This window comes from Parafrankia discariae (assembly GCF_000373365.1).
GTDB classification, from domain to species: domain Bacteria; phylum Actinomycetota; class Actinomycetes; order Frankiales; family Frankiaceae; genus Parafrankia; species Parafrankia discariae.
Map to the genome: position 1 here is coordinate 64,565 of NZ_KB891102.1, position 15,536 is coordinate 80,100.

General features: G+C 71.3%; 13 protein-coding genes. 3 read left to right on the forward strand and 10 right to left on the reverse strand.

Translation table 11 applies throughout. The features are described 5' to 3' along the window. Positions 1 to 150: 150 nt before the first annotated feature. The 3 genes from B056_RS0100205 to B056_RS0100215 all read right to left on the reverse strand — a co-directional run bounded on the left by B056_RS0100205 (position 151) and on the right by B056_RS0100215 (position 3,358). Positions 151 to 783 carry an FKBP-type peptidyl-prolyl cis-trans isomerase gene (locus B056_RS0100205; RefSeq protein ID WP_026239152.1) on the reverse strand — a complete coding sequence of 211 codons (633 nt, stop codon included), beginning with the start codon at positions 781 to 783 and terminating at the stop codon, positions 151 to 153. Positions 784 to 945: 162 nt separating this feature from the next. Continuing rightward, a complete protein-coding gene (pafA, locus tag B056_RS0100210; RefSeq protein WP_018499881.1) occupies positions 946 to 2,304 on the reverse strand; it encodes a Pup--protein ligase in 1,359 nt (452 codons plus the stop codon). Between the two features lie 10 nt (positions 2,305 to 2,314). Continuing rightward, positions 2,315 to 3,358, reverse strand: coding sequence for an ABC transporter permease (locus B056_RS0100215; RefSeq protein ID WP_230202746.1), 1,044 nt, complete (start codon positions 3,356 to 3,358; stop codon positions 2,315 to 2,317). Positions 3,359 to 3,790: 432 nt separating this feature from the next. Between B056_RS0100215 and B056_RS0100220 the strand changes: the two genes are divergently transcribed. Beyond that, the gene (locus tag B056_RS0100220; protein ID WP_018499883.1) at positions 3,791 to 4,555 is read left to right on the forward strand and encodes a dienelactone hydrolase family protein; all 765 of its coding nucleotides are present in this window, start codon (positions 3,791 to 3,793) and stop codon (positions 4,553 to 4,555) included. A 384-nt stretch (positions 4,556 to 4,939) separates the two neighbouring features. Here the strand turns inward: B056_RS0100220 and prcA are convergent, their stop codons facing one another. The 5 genes from prcA to arc form a co-directional block, all read right to left on the reverse strand. Then, positions 4,940 to 5,665: a proteasome subunit alpha gene (gene prcA / locus B056_RS0100225; protein ID WP_018499884.1), complete on the reverse strand. Its 726-nt coding sequence runs from the start codon at positions 5,663 to 5,665 to the stop codon at positions 4,940 to 4,942. 1 nt (position 5,666) lies between these two features. After that, positions 5,667 to 6,491: a proteasome subunit beta gene (gene prcB / locus B056_RS0100230; protein WP_026239155.1), complete on the reverse strand. Its 825-nt coding sequence runs from the start codon at positions 6,489 to 6,491 to the stop codon at positions 5,667 to 5,669. Positions 6,492 to 6,771: 280 nt separating this feature from the next. Beyond that, a complete protein-coding gene (locus tag B056_RS0100235) occupies positions 6,772 to 6,990 on the reverse strand; it encodes a ubiquitin-like protein Pup (protein ID WP_018499886.1) in 219 nt (72 codons plus the stop codon). Positions 6,991 to 7,210: 220 nt separating this feature from the next. Then, a complete protein-coding gene (gene dop / locus B056_RS0100240) occupies positions 7,211 to 8,728 on the reverse strand; it encodes a depupylase/deamidase Dop (protein ID WP_018499887.1) in 1,518 nt (505 codons plus the stop codon). Between the two features lie 466 nt (positions 8,729 to 9,194). Further along, positions 9,195 to 11,000, reverse strand: a complete 1,806-nt coding sequence (arc, locus tag B056_RS0100245) for a proteasome ATPase (protein ID WP_026239157.1) — start codon at positions 10,998 to 11,000, stop codon at positions 9,195 to 9,197. A 119-nt stretch (positions 11,001 to 11,119) separates the two neighbouring features. On the opposite strand from arc, the gene B056_RS0100250 reads away from it, so the two are divergent. Further along, positions 11,120 to 11,443, forward strand: coding sequence for a ferredoxin (locus B056_RS0100250; RefSeq protein ID WP_026239158.1), 324 nt, complete (start codon positions 11,120 to 11,122; stop codon positions 11,441 to 11,443). Between the two features lie 85 nt (positions 11,444 to 11,528). Here the strand turns inward: B056_RS0100250 and B056_RS34610 are convergent, their stop codons facing one another. Together B056_RS34610 and B056_RS0100260 are read right to left on the reverse strand one after the other, a co-directional pair. Continuing rightward, positions 11,529 to 12,470, reverse strand: a complete 942-nt coding sequence (locus tag B056_RS34610) for a tRNA (adenine-N1)-methyltransferase (RefSeq protein ID WP_076784625.1) — start codon at positions 12,468 to 12,470, stop codon at positions 11,529 to 11,531. Positions 12,471 to 12,871: 401 nt separating this feature from the next. After that, on the reverse strand, positions 12,872 to 14,068 hold the full coding sequence (locus tag B056_RS0100260; RefSeq protein ID WP_018499891.1) for a site-2 protease family protein: 1,197 nt from the start codon (positions 14,066 to 14,068) through the stop codon (positions 12,872 to 12,874). A gap of 226 nt (positions 14,069 to 14,294) precedes the next feature. On the opposite strand from B056_RS0100260, the gene B056_RS0100265 reads away from it, so the two are divergent. Further along, positions 14,295 to 15,311 carry a RecB family exonuclease gene (locus B056_RS0100265; protein WP_035749774.1) on the forward strand — a complete coding sequence of 339 codons (1,017 nt, stop codon included), beginning with the start codon at positions 14,295 to 14,297 and terminating at the stop codon, positions 15,309 to 15,311. The last annotated feature ends 225 nt before the right edge of the window (positions 15,312 to 15,536 follow it).

The window sequence follows — 15,536 nt, forward strand, 5'->3', positions numbered from 1 at the left end:
CAGACGCTCCAGCCGTCGCCGGGACACATCGGATGAGGCTAGCCGCACACGGCGTCAACGCGGTAACCGCCCCGCCGCCCCCGACCGGGCCACGGCGACCGCGACCCGTCCCGGCCAGGGCCTACCCGGCCGGAACGGTGCCGCCACGCGTCACAAAGACCCGGACCCCGGATCCGCCGTGCCCTGTGACGTGCCCTCCTCGGCACCGTCCGGCACGACCTCGAGCAGGTCGACGACGAACACCAACGAGTCGTCGGCCGCGATGACCGGCGCCTGGCCACCCATCGGCCCGTAGCCGAGCGCCGGCGGGATCACGATCAGCCGCCGGCCACCCGCCTTCATCCCGTCGATGCCCTGACCGAAACCGGGAACCGTCCGCAGCAGCGAGAACGTGTCCGCCGCACCCCGGCTCCAGCTCGAGTCGAACTCCTTGCCGGTCTTCCAGATGGTGCCGACATACTGGATCTTGACGGTGCTCGTCGCGCTGGCCGCCGCGCCCTCACCGGTCACCAGATCCCGGGTGACCAGATCGGCCGGGGCCACACCCTCACCCGCCGCGGCGACGGGCTTCTGGGTGAGGTCCACGGCGTTCTCGACCGCCGGCGGGCCACCCACCCGCGCACCGGCGTCCGCCGCGGCGGACGGGACCGGCGCCGCGGCCGTGCCGTCGGGCACGTCCGCCGAGTTGCACCCGGCGATCGGCACCAGCAGCACGGCGGGGAGAACAAGAGCGGCCAGCCGCAGACGACGGCGGGCGACGACACCACGAAACGAAGAGATCACGGAAGCAAAGATCCTCTGGATACAGCGCGGCACCGCCACCGCGGCACGCGGGGCCGCCGGCCGGCACCACGCGCTCGAGCTGCCTGAACCTGTGACGTCAGACTGTAGAGGACACACCCCCGCGCACCAGCACGACACCGGGCCGGTACGGCCCGGCGCGGCCTACATGCTCGCGATCAGCTTGTCGACGCGGTCGTCCACCGACCGGAACGGGTCCTTGCACAGCACCGTGCGCTGTGCCTGGTCGTTGAGCTTGAGATGCACCCAGTCGACGGTGAAGTCACGCCGCTTCTCCTGCGCCCGCTTGATGAACTCCCCGCGCAGCCGCGCCCGGGTGGTCTGCGGCGGCACCGACTTCGCCTCGAAGATGTCCAGGTCACGGGTGACCCGCTCCACCAGCCCGGCCCGCTCCATCCGGTAGTAGAGCCCGCGGTCCCGGTGGATGTCGTGGTACTTCAGGTCGAGCTCGGCCACCCGCGGCGACGCCAGCGACAGCCCGTGCTTGAGCCGGAAACGATCGATGAGCACGAACTTCGTCACCCAGTCGATCTCCCGGGCGACCAGCTCCAGATCCTCGGTCTCGATCGCCAGCAGCGTGCGGCCCCACAGGTCGAGGACCCGCTTCGCCACCGCGTCCCCACCACGGCGCTCGACGAACTCGACCGCCTTCGAGTAGTACTCGCGCTGGATGTCCAGCGCGCTCACCTCACGGCCGTTCGCCAGCTTGATCCGACGCTGGCAGGTCATGTCGTGCGACACCTCGCGGATCGCCCGGATCGGGTTCTCCAGCGACATGTCCCGCAGGACCACCCCCGCCTCGATCATCCGCAGCACCAGGTCGGTGGACCCCAGCTTGAGCAGCATCGTCGTCTCGCTCATGTTCGAGTCACCGACGATGACGTGCAGCCGGCGGAAACGCTCGGCGTCCGCGTGCGGCTCGTCACGGGTGTTGATGATCGGACGCGAGCGGGTCGTCGCCGACGACACCGACTCCCAGATGTGCTCGGCACGCTGGGAGATGCAGTACACCGCACCGCGCGGGGTCTGCAGCACCTTGCCCGCCCCGCACAGGATCTGCCGGCTGACCAGGAACGGCACCAGCACGTCCGCGAGGCGGCTGAACTCGCCGTGCCGCCCCACCAGATAGTTCTCGTGGCAGCCGTAGCTGTTCCCCGCCGAGTCGGTGTTGTTCTTGAACAGGTGGATGTCACCGGCGATGCCCTCTTCGCGCAGCCGGCGCTCCGCCTCGACGAGCAGGCCCTCGAGGATCCGCTCGCCCGCCTTGTCGTGCGTCACCAGATCCGGCACCGAGTCGCACTCGGGGGTGGCGTACTCCGGATGGCTGCCGACGTCCAGATAGAGCCGGGCACCGTTCTTGAGGAAGACGTTGCTGCTACGACCCCAGGACACGACGCGTCGGAACAGGTAACGGGCCACCTCGTCCGGAGACAGCCTTCGCTGCCCGCGGAACACGCAGGTGACGCCGTACTCGTTCTCCAGCCCGAAGATGCGGCGATCCACGAGACCGACCCTATGCTCGGAACCCGCCTTCGCGTGGGGAGACGCTCGGGCTGGTCTCAGCGGCAGCCTCCCGGGGACGCACGACCAGCCCCGCGGGCACCTCGGATTCCACCGCCACGGCAGGCGTCCCAGCCGGAATCGCCCCGGCTGGGATCGCCCCGGCGCCACCCGCCCGCTCCCGCACAAGCAGCACCACCGCGATCCCGGCCACCGCCCAGACCGCGAGCACGGCCGCCGCACGGCCGCCACCGGCACCGTCGAAGTACAGGGTGGACCGCAGCAGGGTCACCCCCGCTCCGGGCGGCAGCAGCTGGCCCAGGCCACCCCACGGCGTCGGCAGCATCTCCGGCGCCGACGACGCCCCGCACAGCGCCGCACCGACCACGGTCACACCGACGGCGGCGACCAGCCCACGCGTCCCGGCCACCACACCCAGCCCGAGGACCGGCGCCACCACCGCCCCGGCGACCATCGCCAGCACGACCACGCTGCTCCCGAACGTGTCGGGCAGCACGTCCAGACCCCCACCGAGGGCCAGGGTGCCGGCCACCCCGGCGGCCACCATGAAGCCGACGAGGCCGCCAAGACGGGCCTGCCTCGTCCGCGCCACCCGCGCCAGCAGTACCCCCGTAGCCGCCGCGATCAGCACCAGCGGCAGGTAACTGGCCGCCACCCCACCGCCCTGATGATCGGCGGGGGCGTTCGGCACGACGTCGACCACGGGGATCCGCAGATCGGGAAACGTCACCGCCATCCCACGGACCAGCGCCTCGGCCACCGCGGGGCTCGCCGCCGACGCGAGACGCAACGCGAACCCGTCATCGGTGAAGACGAACGCGGCGTAGGCCTTCCGATCGCGCAGCGCCCGGTCCGCCGCGGCGGCGTCCGCGACCACACCGATCCGCAGGGCGCCCGGCGACATCCGGTCGACCGCGTCCGTGAGGGCCCGCACCGCCTGCGGCTGACCGGCGACCACCACCGGCAGACCACGAGGACGCACCGAGGTCACCGTCGAGCCATAAAGACAGACGACGAGACCAAGCAGGATGGACATCCCGACGACCGTCACCGCCGTACGGCGCCCGGGCCCGGCGAGACGCGAAGGCCCGGTGGGACGCGAAGGCCCGGCGCGGCGCCCCACCGCTGTTCGTAGACGGTGCCAGTGCCCGCGTACCGCTGTCAGCTCCATCGGCCCTCCACTACGATCACCGGAACCCGTCGCCGTTCAGACACCGAAGGTGAGCGACGTGCAGCGTCGCGCAGACCACGGTGCGACGGCCCGGTGGCGAACCGCAGACGGCGTGTCCGGCCCAGAGCACCCACCGCGCCCGGCGCGCTCCACCGCGGGCACTACCCGGCGAACCACGGCTCCCCGGCGTACCGGACCGTTCTCCCGAGAGGACCCCCGGCCCGCGGGTACCCGGAGGTGGCCCGGCCCGCGCGCGCCCGGCCCGGATGGTGATGGGACCGGTAATCCGGGGGAAAGATGGCGGTCATGACAGCCGAGACGAACGAGCAGCGCACCCGTCACCTGCGGACCGACGTGTCCGCCCGCGGCCGCACGCCGGCAACCGTGATCGCGCCCGCCGCCGACGACCCGCCCCGCGGTGGCGTCATCGTGATCCAGGACGCCCGCGGGATCACCCCCTACCTCCTGTCCGTCTGCGACGAGCTCGCCGAGGCGGGCTACCTGGCGATCACGCCGCACCTCTACCACCGGGACGGCATCGCCGAGGTCGACCCCGCGGACTCGTGGGCCGGCGCGCTGCCGCAGATGGCGACGCTGACCGGCGCCGGGATCTCCGCCGACGTCGACAACTGCGTGGGACACCTGGCCGACGCGGGGTTCGGGCCCGGGCAGACGGCGATCGTGGGCTTCTGCATGGGCGGCACCGTCGCGCTGTTCACCGCGACGAGGACGCCGCTGGCCGGGGCCGTGTCGTTCTACGGCGGGGCCGTCAGCTCCCCGGCGTGGCCGGGCGTACCGGCACTGCTCGAGGTCGCACCGTCGCTGCGCGGGCCCTGGCTGGGTCTCTACGGCGAGCAGGACACCATGATCCCCATGGCGGACGTCACCGGCCTGCGGGCCGCCGCCGCCCGCTCGGGACAGCCGACGGAGCTGATCAGCTACCCGGGAGCCGGCCACGCCTTCCACAGCCACGATCGAGCCACCGTCCACCGCCCCGGACCGGCGGCCGACGCCTGGCAGCGCACCCTCGCCTTCCTCGACGGGCGTGTGCGCCCGTCCTGACCACACCCACGGTCGCGGTCGCGGTACCGTACGGGGCCACTACCGGGAAGATCACTGGGATGTTCTGGGTGTCGCACGAGGGCCTGCCACGCCAGTCCGCCGGGTCGGACGGCGCCTTCGACCTCGGCCGGTCGGACGGCGCGGCGTACATCATGGGCTTCGCCGCCACGCCACGCCGTGGCGTGGCGTGGCGGCGACGTCCGAACAGCCCGGCAGCGGCTGGTGGGCGGAGTACTACGACCCCGCTGAGCGCCCGGCTCGACCAGGCGAAACGGGCGGTACCGCGCCACGGCGGCGTCAGGCGTCGCCAAGCGAGGCTTACCGGGCGTCGCGTGGCCCTTCCGCAGGCACCTGAGACCTACGGAAAGGCCACGGACCGGACTTTCAGGACGCGGACGCCGCCGTCTCCTCCAGCAGCCCGTCGAGCTGGCTGCCGACGATCCGCTTGAACAGCCGCCGGGACCGCTTGCGGTCGAGCATCGCGACCTCGAGGTTCCCTGCCGTCAGCGTGCGCTCCCCGTTCTGCGCCCCGGGGGGCGCACCGGCGGTGAGCGCGTCCACCGCCACCCGCAGCGCGGTGGCGAGCGGCTGGCCCTCCGTGTGGTGCTCCCGCAACGACGTCAGCACCTGCTCGGACTGACCGCCGATCGCGATGAAGCCACGCTCGTCGGCGATCGAACCGTCGTAGGTAAGCCGGAAGATCTGGTCATCCGCGGCGGTGAGCCCCACCTCGGCGACGACGATCTCCACCTCGTAGGGCTTGATGCTCTCCGTGAAGATCGCACCGAGGGTCTGCGCGTAGGCGTTCGCGAGCGCCCGGCTCGTGACATCCCGCCGGTCGTACATGTACCCACGGGTGTCCATGATCCGGATACCGGCCGTACGGAGGTTCTCGAACTCGTTGTACTTCCCCACCGCGGCGAAGCCGATGCGGTCGTACATCTCACTGATCTTGTGCAGGGTCGTCGACGGGTTCTCGGCGACGAACAGGATGCCGTCGACGTAGGTGAGGACGACCACGCTCCGGCCGCGCGCGATGCCCTTGCGCGCGTACTCGGACTTGTCCCGGACCTGCTGTTCGGGACTCGCGTAGCCGAACGGCATGGTCACGTCAGCCTCCTGAGTTCTGCGTGCGGTCGGCGATGATCGAATCGACCACCGGGCCGACCTCGTCGTCGGTGAGGCGACGGTATCCGTCCGCGGTCACCGAGGCGACGATCGGGTACAGCTTGCGGATGAGGTCCGGCCCACCGGTCGCCGAGTCGTCGTCGGCGGCGTCGTAGAGCGCCTCGACACTGATCCGGACCGCGTCATCCTGGGTGTGGTTGGCCCGGAAACGCTTCTTCAGCGAACCGCGGGCGAACACCGAGCCCGACCCGATCGACTCGTAGGTGCGCTCCTCGGACTTCGCCGCGGCGATGTCGTAGGAGAAGATCCGCCCCTCACCGGTCTCGGTGTCGAAGCCGGCGAACAGCGGGATGACCGCGAGGCCCTGCATGGCCATGCCCAGGTTCCCCTTGACCATGAACGCGAGCCGGTTGGCCTTCGCGTCCAGGCTCAGCGTGGAGCCCTCGATCTTCTCGTAGTGCTCGAGCTCGACCTGGAACAGCCGGATCAGCTCGGCACCCACACCGGCCGTGCCGGCATAACCGACACAGGAGAACTCGTCCGCGTGATGGACCTTCTCGACATCACGCTGAGCGATCATGTGCCCCTGCGTCGCGCGGCGGTCGCCGGCCATGATCACGCCACCGGGGAACGTCACGGCCACGATGGTGGTGCCGTGAGCCGCATCGGTCACCGGAGCGGGCAACGGACCCCGGGCGCCCGGAAGCAGGTCCGGAGCCGCGACGGACAGGAAATCGGTGAACGACGACGTTCCCGGTGTCATGAACACAGACGGTAGACGCCCGGCGACACCCGTTGGATCAGGCACGCATCCCCCTTCAGATAGTCGATCGTGAGCCGGCAGCCCAGGATGGTCCGAGGCGGCCCAGCCCAAGGCTCCGGGTGATGCACAACATGCCACGTGCCGGGCCGGCAGGGTGGCCGTGGGGGCGTGCGCACGCGCGTTGGGCGCCGCGATCCAGGTCACGGCCCGGGCACGCGTCGGCGGCGGGGCCTGCGCGGCAGATCGCCGCGCCGACTCCCCCGGCGACCGGCCGGACGGGCGCACACCGCTCGTCCGGCCGAACCGACCGCGGGGAGGTCAGACCCTACTGACCGCCCTTCTGGACGTACCCCTTCACGAACTCCTCGGCGTTCTCCTCGAGAACGTCGTCGATTTCGTCGAGAAGGGAGTCAACGTCCTCCGAGAGCTTCTCGTGCCTTTCCTTGAGATCCGAGGCGCCCGATTCCTCAACCTCGGCCTCGGCGGTCTCGTCATCGCGGCGGCCGGTGCGCTGCTGCCCGCCACCGGTGTCCCTCTGGGCCATGGGAGCCTCCTTCGATCGCCTGGGGCGACACTATCCCGCTCCGCCGACTGCTTCCGGTGGATCGGTACGAGGTCCACTCCATCACGAACACCCGACGCCGTCGCCTCGTCCGCCGAGGGCGCAAAATGTGCTGGTCGATGGTGGTGCCGCCCGCACGCCGACACTTCGCGCCGTACCGACGCGAAGGTCACCGAGGACCACTCGCAGGCCCCACCGGCTGTCACTTGCCCGACAGCGCGTCCACCAGGTCGGCGGCGGTGCGGCAGCGGGCGAGCAGCTCGCCCACGTGCGCCTTGGTGCCACGCAGCGGCTCAAGGGTCGGCACCCGCTGCAACGAGTCCCGCCCGATGTCGAAGATGACCGAGTCCCAGGACGCGGCCGCCACCTGCTGCGGGTAGAGCTCCAGGCAGCGCCCCCGGAAGTAGGCCCTGGTGTCCTCCGGAGGCTCCGTCATCGCCCTGGTGACCTCCTCCTCACTCAGGAGGAGGTCGAAGCGGCCACGGGCCACCAGGCGGTTGTAGAGACCCTTCTCCGGCCGCACGTCGTGGTACTGGAGATCGACGAGCTGCAGCCGCGGCGAGTCCCACGCCAGGGCGTCGCGGGAGCGGTAGCCCTCCAGGATCGACAGCTTGGCCACCCAGTCGAGCTCCCGCGAACAGGTCATCGGGTCGACCTCGAGGCGCCCGAGCACCGACTCCCACCGGGAGAGCACGTCGGCCGTCTGCGGGTCGACGTTCGTGCCGAGCCGGTCCTCGACGAACTTGCGGGCCTGCTCGAAGTACTCCATCTGGAGCTGCACGGCGGTCATCTTCCGGCCGTCGCGCAAGGTCAGCAGATACCGCAGCGAGGGGTCGTGGGAGATCGCCCGCAGCGTCGCGACCGGCGCGTCCACCGACAGGTCGACCTGGAGCCAGCCCTCCTCGATCATCGCCAGGACGAGCGAGGTCGTCCCCACCTTGAGGTAGGTGGCGATCTCACTCATGTTGGCGTCACCGATGATCACATGGAGGCGCCGGTACTTCTCCGGGTCGGCGTGGGGCTCGTCCCGGGTGTTGATGATGGGACGCTTGAGGGTGGTCTCCAGCCCGACCTCGACCTCGAAGAAGTCCGAGCGCTGGCTGATCTGGAACCCGGACTCCCGCCCGTCGACGCCGATACCGACCCGGCCGGCGCCGCAGACCACCTGGCGGGAGACGAAGAACGGCGTCAGGTGCCGCACGATCTCCCCGAACGGGGTCGACCGCGCCATGAGGTAGTTCTCATGGCAGCCGTAGGAGACACCCTTGTTGTCGGTGTTGTTCTTGTACAGGTGCACGGGCATCGTGCCGGGGACCGTCAGCGCACGGCGGGCCGCCTCGGCCATCACCCGCTCGCCCGCCTTGTCCCACAGGACGATGTCGCGCGGGTTCGTCACCTCGGGGGTGGAGAACTCGGGGTGCGCATGATCGACGTAGAAGCGCGCGCCGTTGGTCAGGATGACGTTGGCCAGCCCGAGGTCGTCCTCGTTCGCGGGCGCGCCTGGATCGACCACCGGCTCTCTGGGCAGCTCGAAGCCGCGGGCGTCTCGCAGGGGGGACTCCTCCTCGAAGTCCCACCGGGCTCGACTGCCCCCGGTGGCGGCCCTGTTGGCGTAGGAGTTCACGACCAACGAGGAAGCCAGCATCTGGTTTGTGTTGGGTTGACCGGGCACGGACACGCCGTATTCGGTCTCGGTCCCCATGATCCGGCGCACGCTCACTCTGCCAGCGTAGGTGCTGGCGGGCCGCCGGGTCGGCCGGACGCCGCCCTTGGTCGTTCTGAACCTCTTGCCGGGCAGCTCCGGGAAAGCCGGGAAACCGCCCCCGCCACGCCGGGAGCGCCGCGGGCGCCGGCCTTCGGCCGATCGGCGACGCGCCGGGCACCCTCCTGTCCGGCGGTCGCCGGACCTCGTGTCCGTCTTCTCACAGCGACCGCGGGAGACTTCACCAAAGATCCATCCTGAAGATCAGAATTGTCCAGGATCGACGTCAACGTCGTTGACTATCTTGGCTACTCAACACTCGAGAGGCCACCGCTCGAGGGACCACCCGACCGGGCGGATCCGATCGGCCGGGGACTTCCGGGCAGGTGAAACCACGACGCGGCGGCCGCCTCGTCGCCGAGACGGCCGCCGCGTGGCGACCACAGCGGGCGGTGGGCCGGCTGGCCCCCGCCCCGCGAACGACCTACAGGTACTGGCCGGTGTTCGCGATGGTGTCGATCGACCGACCGGCCTCAGTGCCCTTGGTTCCGGTGACGAGTGTGCGGATGTAGACGATCCGCTCACCCTTCTTGCCGGAGATCCGGGCCCAGTCGTCCGGGTTCGTGGTGTTCGGCAGGTCCTCGTTCTCCTTGAACTCGTCCAGGCACGCCGACAGCAGGTGCTGCATGCGTAGGCCGCGGACCTTGCTCTCGATGAGGTCCTTCACCGCCATCTTCTTCGCCCGGGCCACGATGTTCTCGATCATCGCGCCCGAGTTGAAGTCCTTGAAGTACAGGACCTCCTTGTCACCGTTGGCGTAGGTGACCTCGAGGAAGCGGTTCTCCTCGCTCTCGGCGTACATCCGCTCGACGACCCGCTGGATCATGCCCTGGCAGGTCGCCTCCCGGTTGCCTCCGTGCTCGGCGAGGTCGTCGGCGTGCAGCGGGAGCTCGGGAATGACGTACTTGGCGAAGATGTCCTTGGCCGCTTCGGCGTCCGGACGCTCGACCTTGATCTTCACGTCGAGCCGACCCGGCCGCAGGATCGCCGGGTCGATCATGTCCTCTCGGTTGGACGCGCCGATCACGATCACGTTCTCGAGCTGCTCGACGCCGTCGATCTCGCTGAGCAGCTGCGGGACGATCGTGTTCTCCACGTCCGAGGAGACACCCGAGCCACGGGTCCGGAAGATCGAGTCCATCTCATCGAAGAACACGATCACCGGCATGCCCTCGGACGCCTTCTCGCGCGCCCGCTGGAACACCAGCCGGATCTGCCGCTCGGTCTCACCGACGTACTTGTTGAGCAGCTCCGGGCCCTTGATGTTGAGGAAGAAGGCCCGGCCCGAGCCCTGGCCCGTCTGGGCCTCGACCTTCTTGGCCAGGGAGTTCGCCACGGCCTTGGCGATCAGTGTCTTGCCACAGCCGGGCGGGCCGTAGAGCAGCACGCCCTTCGGTGGCTTGAGCTTGTGCTCCAGGAACAGTTCCTTGTAGAGGAACGGCAGCTCGACCGCGTCGCGAATCGACTCGATCTGGCCCTTGAGCCCGCCGATCTGCTCGTAGCCGATGTCGGGAACCTCTTCGAGGACCAGCTCCTCGACCTCGGACTTGGGGATCCGCTCGAAGGCGTACCCCGACCGAGGCTCGATGAGGAGCGAGTCGCCGGCTCGGATCGGACCGTCGAGGAGTGGCTGGGCCAGCATGACGACCCGTTCCTCGTCGGTGTGCCCGATCACCAGCGCCCGGTCACCGCTCTCGAGGACCTCCTTGAGCAGGACGATCTCGCCCTGCCGCTCGAACGCGCGAATCTCCACGACGTTGAGCGCCTCGTTGAGCATGACCTCCTGACCGGGCTGCAGGTCGTCGGCCTCGACGTTCGGCGACAAGGTCACACGGAGCTTTCTGCCCTGCGTGAACACGTCGACCGTGCCGTCGTCGTAGCCGCGGATGAAGACGCCGTACCCGCTCGGCGGTTGCGCGAGCCGGTCGACCTCCTCCTTCAACGAGATGATCTGGTCACGTGCCTCCCGAAGGGTGGCGACGAGCTTGTCGTTCTGCCCAGTGGCGGTTTGTAGCTCCACCTGTGCCTGGGCTAGTCGCTCCTCCAGGACACGTACCTGTCGGGGCGATTCAGACAGTCTCCGCCGCAGCATGGCCACTTCTTCCTCCAGGAAGGTGACCTGAGTCGTGAGTTCGTGTACTTCCTTCTCGTACGCCGACCGTTGAGAATCGGCGTCACCAGGACGACCCGTGCTCCCACCGGAGCCAGAGCCCGAACGGGGACCGGACACCGCGCCTCCACCTCCCCCGTGCTGACCGGGACGCACCCACACTACCGTTGTGACCGCCGCTGGCAGGCCGGTCGCGCGAGGACGACCCAGGTTTGCCGTAAACAGCGGGTTACGGTGCCATGGTGACAGAAGATCGGAGCCCTGTGGCAACACCAACGAAGCCGGGCGATTCGCCCGGACTCCGGGTCCGCATCGACCAGGACTCCTGCACCGGCGACGGTCTGTGCGTCCAGTATGCACCCTCGGTGTTCGAGTTCGACATCGACGGCCTCGCCTATGTGAAGAACCCCGACGGTGAGCTTCAGACCACACCCGGGACCCACGTGCCCGTCCCGCTGCCGCTGCTCACCGAGATCCGCGACGCCGCCGAGCAGTGCCCCGGCACCTGCATCTACGTCGAGCGCCCGGACGGGACCCTGGAGATCGGCGGCCCGCAGGACTGAGTTCCCCCACCCCGGCGCCCCCGCCGGGCCCCCACGGGTGGGGGTGGGGGTCCGGCTCCTGGGCCGGCCACGCGCCGGCGCCGCGTCAGCCGTCGGTGGCGATGTCTCCGTCGGCGGCGGCCGGGTCGGCGGCGGCGGCCGGGTCGGCCGGGCGGTCGGCGGGGGCGGCCTCCGGATAGGAGCCCTTGGCCGGGCGCCGTCGCCGCGGCGGGGCGGTGACGCCGTCCGCCAGCCGGCGCGCCGTCACCAGGAAGCCGGTGTGCCCGACCATGCGGTGACCGGGGCGCACGGCGAGGCCCTCGACGTGCCAGTCTCGCATCATCGTCTCCCACGCCGCGGGCTCCGCGAAGCAGCCGAACTCCCGCAGCCCCTCGACCGTCCGGGACAGCTGGGTGGTGGTGGCGACGTAGGCGCACAGCACGCCGCCGGGGACGAGCGCCGCCGCGGCGACGGCCAGCACGTCCCACGGCGCGAGCATGTCGAGGATCACTCGGTCCATGCCCCGCTCGGTGGACTCGGCCAGTTCACCGACATGCAGCGTGTGAGCCGGATGCGGTCCGCCGAAGAAGGTCTCGATGTTGCGCCGGGCGACCTCCGCGAAGTCGGGACGCCGCTCGTACGAGACCAGCCGGCCGCCGTCCCCCACGGCACGGAGCAGGGCGCAGGACAGCGCGCCCGAGCCGGCACCGGCCTCCAGCACCCGCGCGCCAGGGAAGACGTCGGCGTACATGACGATCTGCGCCGCGTCCTTCGGGTAGACGACGGTCGCGCCCCGCGGCATCGACAGCACGAAGTCGGCCAGCAGCGGTCGCAGGGCCAGGTAGTCGGTGCCCCCGGTGCTGCTCACGACGACACCCTCGGGCCGGCCGAGCAGGTCGTCGTGCGGAATCGCCCCCCGGTGGGTGTGGAACTGCCGGCCCGGCTCGAGGACGACTGTGTGCCGCCGGCCCTTGGGGTCCGTCAGCTGGACGCGGTCCCCCTTGGTGAAGGTTCCGCGGCGCCGGGCCGCTCCGGTCGGCCCCGGCACCTCGAGTGCCTCGGGTACCTCGGGTACCTCGGGTACCTCGGTCGGCGGTTCCTCGGACGTGTCCGGCGCGGGTACGTCCGATTCCTGAAGCGCGGACGGAGCCGGGGTGGCCGCCGCGAGCTCCGGGCGCCCCGTGAGATCCGGCGGATCCGGCAGGTTCGGGTAATCGGTGGGATCCGTGGGGTCCCGGAGGTCCGGCAGGGGCGGGCGGGGCGCGACCGCGTCCGGCGTGGTCGGGTCAGTACTGATCTTGTTGTCCTCTCGGCGCGCGCCCGGAGGCCGGTGCACGGCCGGCGCGCGCCCTGTCCGCGGGAAGCTGGTCGCACGGGGCGTGCGGGTGGCGCGCGCCCGGGCGTGTCGGGGCCGGGCCGAGCCCGGCGGCCGTCAGCGGTGGACGAACGTCACCGATGGGAGACCATACGGGCCGCGGCCGCCGGGTCGATCCTGGCCACGAGATCGACCATGGCCAGCACGCCGACCGGCCGGCCGCGCTGGACCACGAGGTACTCCGCGGCGGGGGTCCGCTGGACGGCCGCCAGCAGGTCCTCGCCCTCGAGCTCGGCCTGCAGGGTCATCCCCGGGCCGATGCTCCGGCTGACCTCGTCCACCGCCATCCAGGGCCGGCGGTGCTCCGGCAGGGCGTCGACGGAGACGCCATTCATGATCTTCAGGGGGGTGCCGTCCCGGTCGATCACCGCGACGGCCGTCGCGCCCACCTCCTGGGCCCGGCGCAGTGCCTCGCCGAGCGGGACCGTGGCCTCCACCGGCAGGGTGCGGCGGGCGAGCCGGCCCGCCGACAGCCCGGGCAGCCGCTCGCGGACCTTCGCCGAGCGCAGCGACTGATACGCCCCGAACGCCACGAAACCGGCCAGGACGTACCAGTAGAGCGCGGCGAAGCCGCCGCCGGAGCCCGCCCGCGCGCCCGCGACCGCCAGCCCGCCGGCCACGGCGAAGCCGCCGTAGGCGCCGGCCCGCAGCCCGCGCAGCTTGTCGTGCCCCACGGCCCACACCACCGCGACGACGACCCGCCCGCCGTCGAGGGGCAGGCCCGGCGCCAGGTTGAGGACGAACAGCGCAACGTTGGCGGCTCCGAGGTAGAGGAGCACCGTCCCGAGGCTGCCGTGATCCGACACGGCCAGCAGACCGAGGAAGCACACCCCGCCGATCACCCCGTTGACGGCGGGCCCGGCGAAGGCGATCAGGAACTCACGGCCGGCGGTGGGCGGTTCTGGTTCGAACTCGGTGAAACCGGCGAAACCGTGCAGGGTCACCGACCGGACGTGCAGCCCGAACCGCTGCGCGGTCAGCGCGTGGCCGATCTCGTGCGCGAGCAGTGACAGGACGAACCCCACCGAGATGAGCAGGGCCAGCGCGACCACCTGCCCGTCGGTCGCGTCGACCGCCAGGTGCCGTCGGATCCGGTCGATGAGCAGGGACGCGATCAGCGCCGCGAAGACCACGGCCAGCGGTGAGACGAAGATCGGGGCACCGCGGACGTGCCCGACCCGCACACCCGGCGGACGCGGCGCCGGCCGCCGCTCCGGCGGCTCCGCTCCGCCGGGGACGCCGTGCCGCGCCGCGCCGGGCTGGTCCTCCATAGGTGTAGATGCTACGGACCATCCTCCGTGATGTCCGCCGCGGATGGCGCTCCTGCGGCGGATCGCGCTGTTCTGGGCCAGCCCCACCTCCGGCTGCCGTCCCTCGCCGCCCCGCCCCGGGCTCCCGCCGGACCGCCGCCCCGCGGCGCGGGAGGCACATCGGGACACCGCGGATGCCCCGAGGCGGGCGCCGATCGTGTCGGTGGCGGGTTCTAGGGTCGACGCCATGACCACGACGCCCACCCGGGCCCCAGGCCCGGCCGCCGAAGGTTGCCCGACCGGGCCGGTCCAGGTCGGGCCCGGCTGGCATGAGGGCCGCGGTCCCACGGCGGTCCAGGCCCCGCCGTCGACGTCGTCGCCGGCCCCGGCCCCGGCGGCACAGGCACCGCCGCCGGTGACCGCGTCGTTGTCGCCCTCGCGGGCCGCCGACTTCGTCAACTGCCCGCTGCGTTACCGCTTCCGCGTGGTCGACCGGCTGCCGGAGGCACCGAGCGAGGCGGCGACGCGGGGCACGGTGGTACACGGCGTGCTCGAGCGCCTGTTCGACCTGCCCGCCCGGGGCCGGACCCAGCCGGCCGCGGCCGAGCTCGTCGAGCCGGTCTGGGCCGACCTGCTCGCCCGCGACCCGGCCCTCGGCGACCTGTTCGACGACGACGGCGCCCTGAACTCCTGGCTGGACAGCGCCCGTGACCTCCTCACCGGCTACTTCACCCTCGAGGACCCGACCAGGCTGGCCCCGGCCGCCCGGGAGCTCTACGTCGAGCACGTCCTGCCCTCCGGGCTCCGGCTGCGCGGCTACGTGGACCGTCTCGACGCCGCCGAGACCCCGCAGGGCACCGCGCTGCGCGTCATCGACTACAAGACGGGCCGTTCTCCCGGCCCGGCCTTCGAGGGCGCGGCCATGTTCCAGATGCGGTTCTACGCTCTCGTCCTGTGGCGCTCCCGTGGCGTCATCCCGCGCGAGCTCCGGCTGTACTACCTCGGCGACCGAACCTGGCTGCGGGCCGCGCCGGAGGAGTCGGAGCTGCGCGCCACCGAACGCCGGATCGAGGCGCTGTGGTCGGCCATCGCCCGGGCCCACCGGACAGGCGACTGGCGGGCCACCCCGAACCGGCTGTGTGACTGGTGCGACCACAAGTCGCGGTGCCCGGCCTTCGGTGGCACCCCTCCCCCGCTGCCGGAGAAGCACGCGGAGCTGCCCGTGGACGACGCCGCCCCCGCCGTCTGCGAGGCGGACGGCTGAACCACCCGACCGTCCGCCGAATCGCGGCAGATGCCCCCTACCTGGCCATTCGGCAATGTGGCGGACCAGACGTGGGGGCACCCGTTCGGGTACCCGAGGGCACCTTCGGACGGCGGCCCCCGGGTGGGCCGGACATTGGCGCACCCGGGCGGTCACCGAACGGGAAGATCCGGCGTCCCGGGCGGTGTCGGGGGCGGTTACCGTCGGCGGCGGACGTGGGCGGCG

Bases quoted from the DNA above. Each gene is read 5' to 3' on its own strand.
- B056_RS0100220 (WP_018499883.1), top strand. From the start codon at position 3,791: ATGGCGGTCATGACAGCCGAGACGAACGAGCAGCGCACCCGTCACCTG.
- B056_RS0100235 (WP_018499886.1), bottom strand. From the start codon at position 6,990: ATGGCCCAGAGGGACACCGGTGGCGGGCAGCAGCGCACCGGCCGCCGC.
- B056_RS0100265 (WP_035749774.1), top strand. From the start codon at position 14,295: ATGACCACGACGCCCACCCGGGCCCCAGGCCCGGCCGCCGAAGGTTGC.
- B056_RS0100215 (WP_230202746.1), bottom strand. From the start codon at position 3,358: ATGTCCATCCTGCTTGGTCTCGTCGTCTGTCTTTATGGCTCGACGGTG.
- B056_RS0100260 (WP_018499891.1), bottom strand. From the start codon at position 14,068: ATGGAGGACCAGCCCGGCGCGGCGCGGCACGGCGTCCCCGGCGGAGCG.
- B056_RS0100250 (WP_026239158.1), top strand. From the start codon at position 11,120: ATGGTGACAGAAGATCGGAGCCCTGTGGCAACACCAACGAAGCCGGGC.